This window comes from Mycobacterium saskatchewanense (genome assembly GCF_010729105.1).
In the GTDB taxonomy this organism is placed as follows: domain Bacteria; phylum Actinomycetota; class Actinomycetes; order Mycobacteriales; family Mycobacteriaceae; genus Mycobacterium; species Mycobacterium saskatchewanense.
Genome location: NZ_AP022573.1, coordinates 1002923 through 1015541 on the forward strand (window position 1 = coordinate 1002923; position 12619 = coordinate 1015541).

Genomic DNA, 12619 nt, shown 5'->3' on the forward strand with positions numbered 1-12619 from the left:
ATCACTTTTTTGCATTGACTGCAAAAAATGCAGCCGATGTAGGATGCTCGAGTGGCGGTCCTCACCCACCGAACGCGATTGTGGCGCTCGGTAATGCGGTGACCGCATGCGAGAGACGACGGCAGGGCTCAGCCCGAGGGCGACGACGGTACCGCTGAACCACGAGGGGAGGATCCACGCACGTGCGGATCTCTAAGCTTGTGCGCAACGCGTGGTTGCCGCTGTTGATCGCCGCGGTTGTGGTGGTCGGCAGCGTCACCGTGGCGCGGGTCAAGTCTTTCTTCATAGCCAACGACACCGGTGTCCTGACGAGCCCGCGGCAGGAGGACTCCAAGCCGTTCAAACCCAAGGTCGTCAAATACGAGGTGTTCGGCTCGGCCAGCCACGCCAACGTGAACTACCTGGATCTGTCCGCCGACCCGAAGCGGATCGACGATGCGCCGTTGCCTTGGACGCTGGTCCTCAGTACGACCGCGCCGTCGGTGTTCCCCAACCTCTCGGCACAAAGCGATGGTGACCGCCTCGGCTGTCGCATCACGATCGACGACGAAGTCAAGGACGAGAAGATAACCGACGGCGTGCACGCCCTGACCTTTTGTTTGGTGAAATCCGCATGAGCACACACGTCGACGACGCCCGCACCGACGCCCTGCCGGTCGCCGGACACGCCGTGCGCCCGGCCATCCCCCGATTCATCCGAACTTTCGCCGTGCCCATCATCCTGGGCTGGATCGCGATCATCGCGGTGCTCAACACGATCGTCCCGCAGCTGGACGAAGTCGGGAAGATGCGTTCGGTCTCGATGAGCCCGGACGACGCGCAATCGGTCATGGCGACAAAACACATGGGCGAGGTGTTCGGCGAGTACAAGTCGAACAGCTCGGTCATGATCGTTCTCGAGGGCCAGAACCCGTTGGGCGCCGACGCCCACGCCTACTACGACCAGATGGTCAAGAAGCTCGACGCCGACACCAAACACGTCGAGCATGTCCAGGACATGTGGAGTGATCCGCTAAGCGGGGCGGGCGTCCAAAGCAACGACGGCAAGGCCGCCTACGTCCAGGTTTACCTCGCCGGCAACCAGGGTGAAGCTCTGGCCAACGAGTCGGTCGAGGCGGTGCAAGACATCGTCAAGAGCATGCCCCCACCCAATGGGGTCAAGGCCTACGTCACGGGACCCGCCGCGGTACAGGCGGATCAGCACATCGCCGGTGACCGCAGCCTGCAGGTGATCACCACCGTCACGTTCATCGTGATCATCGCGATGCTGCTGATGGTCTACCGTTCGATCGTCACCGTGCTGCTCACGTTGGTGATGGTCGTGTTCGAGCTTTCCGCCGCCCGCGGAATGGTGGCCTTCCTCGGCTACTACAACATCATCGGGCTCTCGACCTTCGCCACGAACCTGTTGGTCACATTGGCGATCGCGGCGGCAACCGACTATGCGATCTTCCTGATCGGGCGATATCAGGAAGCCCGGTCGGTCGGCGAGTCGCGAGAAGATGCCTACTACACGATGTTTCACGGCACCGCTCACGTGGTGCTCGGCTCCGGACTGACCATCGCGGGCGCGACATTCTGCCTGCACTTCACCAACCTGCCCTACTTTCAGACGCTGGGCATCCCGTTGGCCATCGGCATGGTGGTCGTCGTCGCGGCGGCCTTGACGTTGGGCCCCGCGGTCATCTCGGTGGCGTCACGTTTCCGCAAGACACTCGAACCGAGGCGGGCGCAACGCATTCGGGGCTGGCGCAAAGTCGGCGCCGTCGTCGTCCGGTGGCCCGGCCCCGTGCTGATCATGACGATCGCGATCGCACTCATCGGTCTGCTGACCCTGCCCGGATACCGCACCAACTACAACGACCGCAAATACCTGCCCGCCGACCTACCCGCGAACGCCGGCTACGCGGCGGCCGACCGGCACTTCTCGAACGCGCGGATGAACCCCGAGCTCCTGATGATCGAGAGCGACCACGATCTGCGGAACTCCGCGGACTTCCTGGTCATCGACAAGATCGCCAAGGCGATCTTCCGGGTGCCCGGGATTTCCCGCGTGCAGGCGATCACCCGGCCGCAGGGCACGCCGATCGAGCACACCTCGATCCCATTCCAGATCAGCATGCAGGGCGTCAGCCAGCAGATGAACCAGAAGTACCAAACGGATCAGATGGCCGACATGCTGCACCAGGCCGACATGATGCAGACGACCATCGACAGCATGGTCAAGATGCAGAGCATCACCGAACAGATGGCCGACGCCATGCACATCATGGTCAAGAAGATGCACGACATGACCATGGACATCGAGGAATTACGCCAGCACATGGCGGATTTCGAGGACTTCTTCCGGCCCATCCGCAGCTACCTCTACTGGGAACGACACTGCTACGACATTCCGGTGTGCTTTTCGCTTCGGTCCGTGTTCGACGCCCTCGACGGCGTCGATACGATGACCGATGACATCCAGAGCCTGCTGCCCGTCATGGATCGTCTCGACACCCTGATGCCGCAGATGGTGGCCCTGATGCCGTCGATGATCGAAAACATGAAGGCCATGAAAACCACGATGCTGACGATGTATTCGACCCAAAAAGGTCTGCAGGATCAGCAGAACGAGGCCCAGAAGAACTCCAGCGCCATGGGCAAGGCATTCGACGCCTCCAAGAACGACGACTCGTTCTACCTGCCCCCGGAGACCTTCAACAACGCCGAGTTCAAGAAGGGCATGAAGAACTTCCTGCCCCCGGACGGCCACGCGGTGCGCTTCATCATCAGCCATGACGGCGACCCGATGACGCCGGAGGGCATTTCACACATCGACGCGATCAAGAAGGCCACTTACGAATCGCTCAAGGGCACGCCCCTGGAGGGCTCCAGGATCTACCTCGGCGGCACCGCGGCGACCTTCAAGGACATGCAGGACGGCAGCAACTACGACCTGCTGATCGCCGGAATCGCCTCGCTGTGCCTGATTTTCATCATCATGTTGATCATCACACGGAGCGTGGTGGCTTCAGCGGTGATCGTGGGCACCGTGCTGCTGTCCCTCGGGGCGTCGTTCGGCCTCTCGGTGCTGATCTGGCAACACCTGATCGGCATCGAACTGCACTGGATGGTGCTGGCGATGTCGGTCATCATCCTGCTTGCCGTCGGCGCCGACTACAACCTGCTGCTGGTGTCCCGGTTCAAGGAAGAGATCCACGCCGGGCTGAACACCGGCATCATCCGAGCCATGGGCGGGACCGGATCCGTTGTCACGTCGGCGGGGCTGGTGTTCGCCTTCACGATGATGACGATGGCGGTCAGCGAGCTGACGGTCATCGGGCAGGTCGGCACGACAATCGGCTTGGGTCTGCTCTTCGACACGCTGGTCGTGCGGTCGCTCATGACGCCCGCCATCGCCGCGTTGCTGGGCAAGTGGTTCTGGTGGCCGCAACGCGTCCGCCAGCGGCCTGTTCCGTCGCCTTGGCCCACGCCGAGTGACAAGGCGGGCGAACCCGTCGCGGCGGGCGTGCACTGACGGCGGGAGCCTGCGCTTCTTGGGCGGCGAGCCTGCGCCCAGTGGCGCCGAGCCTGCGCATGCTCAACGCCGAAGCCCTAGCAATAGCTGCAGTCTCGCCGCAACAGCCGCAGCCTTGCTGACAGGTGAACCGGATTAAGTGACCCATTCCGGCTGCTGATTAACGTCGACCGCTGAGAAGTCCTTGTGCCCCAGACCGGCGGTGGTGCCGCCATCGACGACGAATTCCGAACCCGTCGAGTAGCTGGACTCGTCGCTGGCCAGGTAGACCACCAGGCTGGACACCTCCCGGGGCTCAGCGGCGCGGCCCAACGCCGTCTGGAAGATGTCGTCGGGCACCCACTCGGTCATCGGCGTCTTGATCAGCCCGGGATGGATCGAGTTCACCCGAATTCCGCTGGGGCCCAATTCCAATGCCACCGATTTTGTCAGCCCGCGCACGGCGAATTTGCTGGCGGTGTAACCGTGGCAGGCGATCGTTCCGGCCATCCCCTCGATGGACGAGATGTTGATGATCGACCCGCGGCCCGCCTCCTTCATGGGTTTGGCCACGGCGCGGATGCCGAGAAACACGCCGGTCAGGTTGATGTCCAGGATCCGCTGCCACTCCGAGAGCGCGTAGTCCTCGATGGTGCCGATGTTGATGATCCCGGCGTTGTTGACCAATACGTCGATGCCGCCGAACTCATTGAGGGCGGTGGCCACGGCGGAGTCCCAGTCCTGAGGCTTCGTCACGTCGAGGTGCAGATAGCGGGCGGCGTCACCGACTTCGGCCGCGACGCGCTTGCCCTCGTCGTCAAGGATGTCGCCGAAGACCACGTTGGCCCCCTCGGCCACCAGCGCCCGCACGTGCGAGGCGCCCATCCCCCGGGCACCGCCGCTGATCAGCGCGACCTTTCCCGCCAACCGTCCTGCCACTGCCCTCTCCTCTTCTGTAGGTCGAAGCAAGGTCTTTGCACCATACAGACGCATGCAGATGTATGACCAGGGCCAGCCGCCGCGCAGCATCGCCCGGACGCCGGCGCGTGCTTCGTCCACCCTGCCGGCACACTCGCGCTCGATGGGCGCCACCCCCGAGGCCACCGCGACCAGAAGACGGGCGTGGACGTCCACCGGCGTCTCGCCGATCGCCTCCAAGCTGGGGGCAATGAGCGCCGTGAACTGGTCGAGCAACTCCGGGGGTGGGGCCGCCACTTTCGCGATCGGCGGCGATGCTGATACCGAGGTCGAACGAATGACGTCGAGGGAATCCCGCAAGCGGGGATGCTCGCCGCGATCACGGCGCCGGCGCGCGTGTCGCTGTGGGACAGCTTCACGGCGGGCGTGATGTCTTCGTCTCGAAACGAGCCGACTCGCACCGGCTGTAACAAAGGTCACCTAACCGTCAAACGAATGCCGCCTCCATCACACCCCCGTAGACTTCACTTCGCGCATGCCGCGACGCGCGCATCTGGCACAGACGGTGTATCTTCCCGGGGGGACATGACGAACATGGCTGGGCTACCGAGTGGCCCGACGAAGACACGGACGCGCTCGGAAGACATCCGGGCACACTACGACGTCTCCGACGACTTCTTCGCGTTGTTCCAGGACCCCAGCCGCACATATAGCTGCGCGTACTTCGAGCCCCCGGAACTGACCCTCGAAGAAGCTCAGTTCGCCAAGGTCGACCTCAACCTGGACAAGCTGGACCTCAGGTCCGGGATGACGCTGCTGGACATCGGTTGCGGTTGGGGCACCACCATGAAGCGGGCCGTCGAAAGGTTCGATGTCAACGTCATCGGATTAACCTTGTCCCACAACCAGCATGCCTACTGCCAGCAGGTCCTTGCCGCCATCGACAGCAGCCGTTCGCGCGAGGTTCGGTTGCAGCACTGGGAAGACTTCTTCGAGCCCGTCGATCGGATCGTGTCGATCGAGGCCTTCGAGCACTTCGGGCACGAGAACTACGACGACTTCTTCAAGCGGTGCTTCGACATCATGCCCGACGACGGCCGGATGACCATCCAGAGCAACGTCAGCTACCACCCTTACGACTTGGCCGCCCGCGGCAAGAAGCTGACTTTCGAAACGATGCGCTTCATCAAGTTCATGATCACCGAGATCTTTCCTGGCGCGCGGCTGCCGACTACCGCGATGATGGTCGAGCATGCCGAGAAGGCGGGTTTCCATGTACCAGAACCCGTTTCTCTGCGCCAGCATTACATCAGGACGCTGCACCTCTGGGGTGATGCGCTGGAGTCCCACAAGGACAAGGCCATCGAGTTCACCTCGGAACAGGTCTACGACCGGTACGTCAGGTACCTGCGCGGCTGCGAACATTACTTCTCCGAAGAGATGCTGGACTGCCTCGTGGTGAGCCACCTCAAGCCCGGCGCTGTCAGGTAGTCTGCCGCGGGGTTGGCCGGGATGCCGGCGCGCGGTTGACTTATGGCGGCGCCTTACGATCGATTCGATTCCACTGCGGAGCGGATCAACGCCTTCAAGGCCGGTTCGTCGACCCTGTCGCACTCGTGAAAATCGATCGCTCGTCGGGCGTTGCCGTCGAGACTCGAGTTGAACAGGCCGGCGGGATCTTTCAGCGACGCGCCCTTGGCGAAGGTCATCTTCACCACGTTCTTGTAGATCTCGCCGGTGCAGATCATCCCGTCGTGATACCAGACCGGCACACCTCGCCACTTCCAGTCCTCGACCACGTCGGGATCGGCATCCTTGATGAGTTCCCTGATGCGGGCGAGCAACTCACCGCGCCAATCCCCCAACTGCGCGATCCTGGCGTCGATCAGCTCGGCGGGGGATTTCGTTTCGGCTTCGTTCCTGGAGTCGCCCATCGCGCCTCGCTTTCCTAGTGTTGTCGCTCGCCGGACCGTACCGCACGGGAGCTTCCTGCCCGGCCCCCTTGCGAGACGCCGTAGCCGGCGCCGGTAGTCTGCGGTCGACTCATGACGCATCCCTTTGACGACGCCATCCGACTGGAGACCGTCGACCCCGACACCAAGCGCGGCCGCACCCACCCCGAATGGGCCAATATGGTGGGGCCATTCGGTGGAATCACCGCTGCCGTGATACTGCACGCCGTCCAGTCCCACCCCGACGGCATCGGCGAGCCGCTGGCGCTGACCGTGAACTACGCCGCGCCCATCGCCGACGGCGACTTCGACATCACCCTGCGGGCGGCACGCACCAACCGCACCAATCAGCACTGGATCGTCGAACTCGCACAGGACGGCGAGGTCAAGACGACGGCGACGGCGCTGTTCGCCCTGCGCCGTGACGGCTGGGCCGACACCGAGGCCCGCCCGCCGGACGCGGCTGCCCCGGAACACCTGCCATCCACCGATCCGGGCATGGTTCGGTGGACGAGCCTGTACGACATGCGCTACGTCGAAGGCCCGATGCCGGGCAAGGACGGGCAACCGACCGCCTCGTCGACGACCACCCTGTGGGCTCGCGACGCCGCGCAACGCCGGCTCGACCATCCGGCGCTGGTAGCGCTGTGCGACGGCTTCTACCCCCGGGTGTTCCTCCGACGCGGCGGCTTCGTCCCGTCGGGCACAATCTCGTTGACCGCGTATATCCACGCCGATCAGCAGCAACTCGACGCTGTCGGTGACGACTTCGTCTTGTGCACTGCCCACGCCAACCGGTTCACCCGGGGTTACTTCGATCAGAGCGCGCAGGTGTGGACGCGGGACGGCGTGCTGCTGGCCAGCACGCATCAGGTGGTCTACTTCAAAGGCTGACGGGTTTGCACTTCATCGCCAAGGTCGGCGGCCGGGTGCCCAACTCCTAACCTACGCAACGGTTCTCGTCACGGACACATCCGCGCGTCAACCGCCGAGATTGCCGCGAGGGTCGCGCTTCGCCGGGCCGATCACGACCACCGCGGCAATCTCGCTGCCATGTAAGCAGACTCGGGCTAGGGGTGCGAAGCGAAGAAGACCGCGGCCCTACGGATCGAATCGTCGACGGGGCGCGGTGTCCACCCGAGTTCGCGTTCGGCCTTACCGTGGTCGAGCGGCGACATCAGTTCGGCCATCTGGATTCCCGCGTAGGCGAACGGCAGATCGCGCCGCAGCAGCCGCGCCAACGCGTCGTTGGCCCGCGCTCCCCCGCGCAGGGCGGCCATCGGGATGCCGATGCGTGGCGGCCGCCTCCCGACCGCGGCAGCGGCGATCCCATGCAGCTCGCGGACGCTCATATACCGGTCCGAGACGATGTAACGTTCCCCGACACGCCCACGGTCGGCCGCCAGAAGCATTGCCCGGGCGGCATCCTCGATGCCGACGATCTCCGACGAGTATTCGAAGTAGAACGGGAATCGCCCCTTGGCGACGAGCGCCAGCAGTGAGCCGTGCGGAGTCGGGGCCCAGTCACCGGGGCCGTAGGTGGTGGATATGCACATCGCCACGCCGGGCACCCCCTTATCCCGAGCGTATTCGAGCAGGAGGTTCTCCCCGGCCAGCCGCGCTTCGATGTACGGGCCGCCCTGGTCCCAGTTGTGCGGATCATCCTCGGTGACGGGCCTATGGTCGCTGATGCCCAAAGTCCCCGCGCTGCTGGTGTATACGAACTTCGTCAGGTCGGCCTGCACGGCCGCATCCAGGACGTGCCGCAGCCCTTCGACATTCGTGCGGAACAGCGGCGCGGGGTCGCGTAACCACATGCGGGCGTCGACGACGCAGTAGTAGACCACGTCGCAGCCGGCCATCGCCGCGCGCAGGGCTCCGTCATCGAACACGTCGCCGTAACAGCGCTCGACGGACAGATCGTCGATGCCCCTGGTGGAACTGCTGCGTCGCAACATGACTCGCACATCGGCGCCCTGTTCGACGAGCTGCCGCGTGACGTGCGACCCGAGAAACCCGCTGGCGCCGATCACCAGCTTCTTGGAGCGCGCTAGCGGTCGATCCATGCCATCTGCGCCTCTGTGTGGTGGCCCCCGGCCGGCGGGGTGAGCCGGTCGAGCCGGGCCAGCTGGTCCGCGGTGAGCTCGACGCCGTCGGCCGCGACGTTCTCCTCGAGCCGTTCGACGCGCTTGGTCCCCGGAATCGGCACGATGTCCGGACCCTGCGCCAACAGCCACGCCAACGCGACCTGGGCCGGCGTCGCGCCCACCTCAGCGCTGAGGTCGCGCACCTCGTCGGCGCACCTGAGGTTGTGCTGGAAGTTCTCCTCGGAAAACCGTGGAGTGGTCTTGCGGAGGTCGGTATCCGGCAGGCCATCGGTGGACCGGATGGTTCCCGTCAGGAAGCCGCGGCCCAACGGAGAATAGGCGACGAAACCGATGCCGAGTTCCCGCAGCGCGGCCAGCACGCCATCCTCGGGATCGCGGGTCCACAGCGAGTACTCGGATTGGACGGCGGTGATCGGATGCACGGCCTGGGCGCGCCGGATGGTATTCACGCCCACTTCCGAAAGTCCGATGTGCCGGACCTTTCCCGCGGCGACCAGTTCTGCTAGGGCTCCGACGGTGTCCTCGATCGGCGTCTCGCGGTCGAGCCGGTGTTGGTAGTAGAGGTCGATGCGATCGGTGCCCAGCCGTCGCAGAGAACCTTCCACGGCGGCGCGAATACTGGCCGGGCTGCTGTCGAGGCCGTCACGGCCGGTGTGAGAGATCATGCCGAACTTGGTGGCCAGCACCACCTCGTCCCGTCGGCCGCGCAGCGCCCGGCCGACGAGCTCCTCGTTGACGTAGGGGCCGTACACCTCGGCGGTATCGATCAGCGTGACACCGAGGTCGATGGCGCGGTGGATGGTGCGGATCGATTCGGCGTCGTCACTGCCGGCGCCGGCGTAGGCCACGGACATGCCCATGGCGCCCAGGCCGAGGCGGCCGACCTCCAGGTCGGCGAGGTGAGCGGGTTTCATGGGGCCATTGTGCGCCGAGCGACTTCACGCCACGGGGCGGGTACCGTTGCGCGGGTGGGCGAGCAAGACACCGCGCGTCCGGTCCGCAACCTGGCGGTGGACTTCTACCGCGTGTCGGGCGTGGTCCTGATCGTGCTGGGCCACTGGTTGGCCGGTTCCGTGACCTACCACAACGGGCAGTTCGGTCGGGAGAACCCGCTCCTCGACATGCCGTGGACGCAGTGGCTCACCTGGATCTTCCAGGCCGTCCCGGTGTTCTTCTTCGTGGCCGGCTACGCCGGGGCGGTTTCGTGGGCCCATCGGCGCGGTACCGACGGCTTCTCACGCCAGGCCTGGATTCGGCACCGGCTCGCCCGGGTGCTGGGACCGACCACCGTCTACGTCGGGCTGCTGTCGATCGTCGTGGTGGTGCTGCAGGCCCGGGGCGTCGCCGGTGACGTGCTGGAGTACGCGGGGTGGGCGGTGGCCATGCACCTGTGGTTCCTGGCCGTCTACGTGCTGGTGGTGTCCCTGACGCCGATTGCCGTTGCGGCACAATCCCGTTGGGGCCTCAAGGCGCCGGCGGCGCTCGCCTTCGGGGTGGTGCTGGTCGACGCCGCCTCGCTGGCCGGACACGTGCCTTACATCGGGTGGCTGAACTACCTGCTGTGCTGGGGGCTGCTCTACCAACTCGGGATCGCCTGGCAGGGCGGGCTGTTGGCGGGGCGCAGGCCGATATTGCTCGCCGCCGTATCGGCGGTCGCGCTGGCGCTGCTCGTCCGAATCGGGCCCTACCCGGTCAGCATGATCGGCGTTCCCGGCGAGGCGATCGAGAACACCACGCCGCCGACGGTGGCGATGCTGGCCTATGCGTGCGCTCAGGCCGGCCTCGCGGTGGCAATCGCCCCGGCGCTGAACCGCGCGCTGCGGCCTCGCCTGGTCCGTCGTGCGTTGTCGACGGCCAACGCGAACGTGATGGCTCTTTACCTGTGGCACATGGTCCCGGTCGTGATCGTCGCGATCACCGCGTACCCGGCCGGCCTGATACCCCAGCCCCCCGAGGGAACGGTGGCCTGGTGGCTGGTCCGGCTGGAATGGATCACCGTTCTCGGCGTGGTCACGGCGGTCGAGATGGTCGTGCTGTGGTGGCTGCGATGCGTAGTTGCGGCGCCGTTGCCCATGCTCGGCATCCCGCTCCGGGAGCGCTGGGCCGAGGCGGTCATGCTGATCGGCGCCCTTCTGGCGGCGGCCGGCCTGCACTGGCTGGCTCAGGCAGGCTTCGCATCGGACGGCCGCTTCTCGTGGCCGACCGCGCTCGTCTTCGCCGCCGGGGTGGGCCTGGTGGCCCTGCGGCCCAAGGAGATGAGCCGGCAGGCGATTGGGTCGGCAGGCCGAGAAGGCTGACCCCCGTCGCTGGTCGCCCTTCGCCGAGAACCGCCGAAATTGCCGTCAGGGTCGTGCTTAGCCGCTTGATGACGACCACCGCGGCAGTCTGGATGCCGACATAATCACCCGGTCGCCGATTGTTCACCCGCGAGCGACTTACGCCTCCTTGACAGAGGCCGTAATGCCCTGGCCCTGGCGCGTCTCCGGGGGGACAATTTCTGCAGGTCCGACGCCTGTGAGGGACCGGGCCAGACGGATACCACCTCGCTGACGTCGCCAAGGGAGTACACCGATGTTGAACAGCGTTAAAGTCCAGCCCGACGGTATCCCTGCGCAGCGTGCGCAGGATGCCGAGCTTCTGAAGGACTCCGGCGTGCACAAGCTCGTCGTCGCAGACCGCGACGGCAACTGCTTGGCGTTCGTATTGGCCTGGGACAGCTTCGACTACGACGCTGAGACGGACACCTACGTGTGCATTGCCGATAGCGATGGCCGAGAACTCATGACGGTCTACACCGCGGGTGAGATCACGTCGGCGCCCGGGACCAACATGTTCGTCGTCACCGCGCCGGACCGCGTCCGCGGCGGGCGATGCCGCCCCTGCTGACCTACTGCTTCGGTCACTAGCTCCGTTCGGGGAGGCACCCCGGGGTTTCCCGGCGCAGTCTCGACGCGATAGCCGCAGTCTCGACGAACGCCGCCCGCGGGGCGATGCCCGCCGCAGCGAGACTGCGTTCAGAGCGCCGCGCCCGCGCACAGCGCGTACTCTCCCAGCGATTTCCTCGCAATGACCGCAGTCTCGACGCGATAGCCGCAGTCTCGATGAACGCCGGGGTGAAAGCAACGAGTGCCCAACGAATCAGCGACACAACCGATAGGGACTAACGCTGGGAGTCGACGTTATGATAGACCGTTCGTACGGTTAGTTCCCTCTCCGAAGGTTTTGAGATGCCCAGGTCGCCGGGTAGGCGTGGCGAGATCCTCGATGCGTTCGTCCGTTACGTCGCCGAACGCGGTTACGAGAGAACGAATATCGGCGACATCGCAGATGAGCTCGGGATGTCCAAGGGCACCATCGTGCATCACTTCGGGACCAAGGCGCAGATGCTGCGGGAGCTCGAAGAAACCCACCTGGCCCACCAGCTCGACGTGCTGCGGATGGTGTGGGACCGATTGGCCGCCCCGCACGAGCGCATTGCCGCGATCATCTACACCTCCGCCCTACTGCAGGTGATCTCTCGCAACGCGACCGTGGCAAGCCAGCGAGAGGTCGTCCAATTGTTCGACGACCCCGCCATGCAGCATGTGCGTGTGCTGCGCGACCGATTGCAGGCGCTTGCCGTTGACGAGATCCGCAGCGGCGTCGAAATCGGCGTATTCCGACGCGTGGACGTCGAATTGGCGGCACTGCAGTTGTGGGGGGCGCTGCAGTGGATGTGGGTTTGGTTCGATCCCGCCGACCTCCGAACACCCGAACAGGTCGGGGCGGCCTTCGTCGACGTGTTCCTCGGTGGCCTGCTGCTCGACCGCCTCGGGCTCGTCAAGTGGGCCAACCCTGAAGCGCACGTCGTCTCGGTCGTGCGCGAATGCCTTGCCGCGGTCACCGGCGCGGCAGAACAGAACGCATAGCGGCTAACGCCCTCTGCCGGAATCAGATTCGCCTCTTCGTACGGTTGGCCGACGCCAAACACCAACCCCAGGACTGTACGACCGGTCAATTGACTGACGGCCCGAAACACCAGATTGGCTGCCGCGGTAGCGCTGGCCGGGCTGCAAGCCCTAAATATGACCGGACCGTAACCAATTGATTGACTGACCGTACGGTCTAGTGCCATAGTTGCTGCGTGGTGCAAACGGAGGCGG

The 12619-nt window shown here is 65.1% G+C and carries 11 protein-coding genes; 7 read left to right on the top strand and 4 right to left on the bottom strand.

Annotation, left to right across the window (positions count from 1 at the left end; genetic code table 11):
- The first annotated feature begins 182 nt into the window (after nt 1–182).
- Both G6N56_RS04655 and G6N56_RS04660 read left to right on the top strand, forming a co-directional pair.
- Complete coding sequence (locus G6N56_RS04655) at nt 183–617, top strand: MmpS family transport accessory protein (protein ID WP_269473813.1); 435 nt, start codon at nt 183–185, stop codon at nt 615–617.
- The gene (locus tag G6N56_RS04660) at nt 614–3520 is read left to right on the top strand and encodes an MMPL/RND family transporter (RefSeq protein WP_085257321.1); all 2907 of its coding nucleotides are present in this window, start codon (nt 614–616) and stop codon (nt 3518–3520) included. Before G6N56_RS04655 ends, G6N56_RS04660 begins: the two co-directional genes overlap by 4 nt.
- A gap of 135 nt (nt 3521–3655) precedes the next feature.
- Here the strand turns inward: G6N56_RS04660 and G6N56_RS04665 are convergent, their stop codons facing one another.
- The gene (locus G6N56_RS04665; RefSeq protein ID WP_085257397.1) at nt 3656–4438 is read right to left on the bottom strand and encodes an SDR family oxidoreductase; all 783 of its coding nucleotides are present in this window, start codon (nt 4436–4438) and stop codon (nt 3656–3658) included.
- 564 nt (nt 4439–5002) lie between these two features.
- Here G6N56_RS04665 and mmaA4 point away from each other — a divergent pair.
- Entirely contained in the window at nt 5003–5908 is a 906-nt protein-coding gene (gene mmaA4, locus G6N56_RS04670) for a hydroxymycolate synthase MmaA4 (protein WP_142280742.1), read from the top strand.
- Between the two features lie 53 nt (nt 5909–5961).
- Here the strand turns inward: mmaA4 and G6N56_RS04675 are convergent, their stop codons facing one another.
- Nucleotides 5962–6351: a DUF1801 domain-containing protein gene (locus G6N56_RS04675; RefSeq protein ID WP_085257322.1), complete on the bottom strand. Its 390-nt coding sequence runs from the start codon at nt 6349–6351 to the stop codon at nt 5962–5964.
- A gap of 111 nt (nt 6352–6462) precedes the next feature.
- Here G6N56_RS04675 and G6N56_RS04680 point away from each other — a divergent pair, with 111 nt between their 5' ends.
- On the top strand, nt 6463–7263 hold the full coding sequence (locus G6N56_RS04680) for an acyl-CoA thioesterase (RefSeq protein ID WP_085257323.1): 801 nt from the start codon (nt 6463–6465) through the stop codon (nt 7261–7263).
- Nucleotides 7264–7439: 176 nt separating this feature from the next.
- Here the strand turns inward: G6N56_RS04680 and G6N56_RS04685 are convergent, their stop codons facing one another.
- Nucleotides 7440–8435: an NAD-dependent epimerase/dehydratase family protein gene (locus G6N56_RS04685; protein ID WP_085257324.1), complete on the bottom strand. Its 996-nt coding sequence runs from the start codon at nt 8433–8435 to the stop codon at nt 7440–7442.
- Nucleotides 8420–9391 carry an aldo/keto reductase gene (locus G6N56_RS04690; RefSeq protein ID WP_085257325.1) on the bottom strand — a complete coding sequence of 324 codons (972 nt, stop codon included), beginning with the start codon at nt 9389–9391 and terminating at the stop codon, nt 8420–8422. The genes G6N56_RS04685 and G6N56_RS04690 overlap by 16 nt, the downstream gene beginning before the upstream one ends.
- 54 nt (nt 9392–9445) lie before the next feature.
- Here G6N56_RS04690 and G6N56_RS04695 point away from each other — a divergent pair, with 54 nt between their 5' ends.
- The 3 genes from G6N56_RS04695 to G6N56_RS04705 all read left to right on the top strand — a co-directional run bounded on the left by G6N56_RS04695 (nt 9446) and on the right by G6N56_RS04705 (nt 12385).
- Complete coding sequence (locus G6N56_RS04695; RefSeq protein WP_085257326.1) at nt 9446–10774, top strand: acyltransferase family protein; 1329 nt, start codon at nt 9446–9448, stop codon at nt 10772–10774.
- 274 nt (nt 10775–11048) lie between these two features.
- Entirely contained in the window at nt 11049–11363 is a 315-nt protein-coding gene (locus G6N56_RS04700) for a hypothetical protein (RefSeq protein ID WP_085257327.1), read from the top strand.
- Nucleotides 11364–11704: 341 nt separating this feature from the next.
- Complete coding sequence (locus tag G6N56_RS04705) at nt 11705–12385, top strand: TetR/AcrR family transcriptional regulator (RefSeq protein ID WP_085257328.1); 681 nt, start codon at nt 11705–11707, stop codon at nt 12383–12385.
- Nucleotides 12386–12619: the final 234 nt, after the last annotated feature.

Bases quoted from the DNA above. Each gene is read 5' to 3' on its own strand.
- G6N56_RS04675 (WP_085257322.1), bottom strand. From the start codon at position 6,351: ATGGGCGACTCCAGGAACGAAGCCGAAACGAAATCCCCCGCCGAGCTG.
- G6N56_RS04685 (WP_085257324.1), bottom strand. From the start codon at position 8,435: ATGGATCGACCGCTAGCGCGCTCCAAGAAGCTGGTGATCGGCGCCAGC.
- mmaA4 (WP_142280742.1), top strand. From the start codon at position 5,003: ATGACGAACATGGCTGGGCTACCGAGTGGCCCGACGAAGACACGGACG.
- G6N56_RS04700 (WP_085257327.1), top strand. From the start codon at position 11,049: ATGTTGAACAGCGTTAAAGTCCAGCCCGACGGTATCCCTGCGCAGCGT.
- G6N56_RS04705 (WP_085257328.1), top strand. From the start codon at position 11,705: ATGCCCAGGTCGCCGGGTAGGCGTGGCGAGATCCTCGATGCGTTCGTC.
- G6N56_RS04680 (WP_085257323.1), top strand. From the start codon at position 6,463: ATGACGCATCCCTTTGACGACGCCATCCGACTGGAGACCGTCGACCCC.
- G6N56_RS04690 (WP_085257325.1), bottom strand. From the start codon at position 9,391: ATGAAACCCGCTCACCTCGCCGACCTGGAGGTCGGCCGCCTCGGCCTG.
- G6N56_RS04660 (WP_085257321.1), top strand. From the start codon at position 614: ATGAGCACACACGTCGACGACGCCCGCACCGACGCCCTGCCGGTCGCC.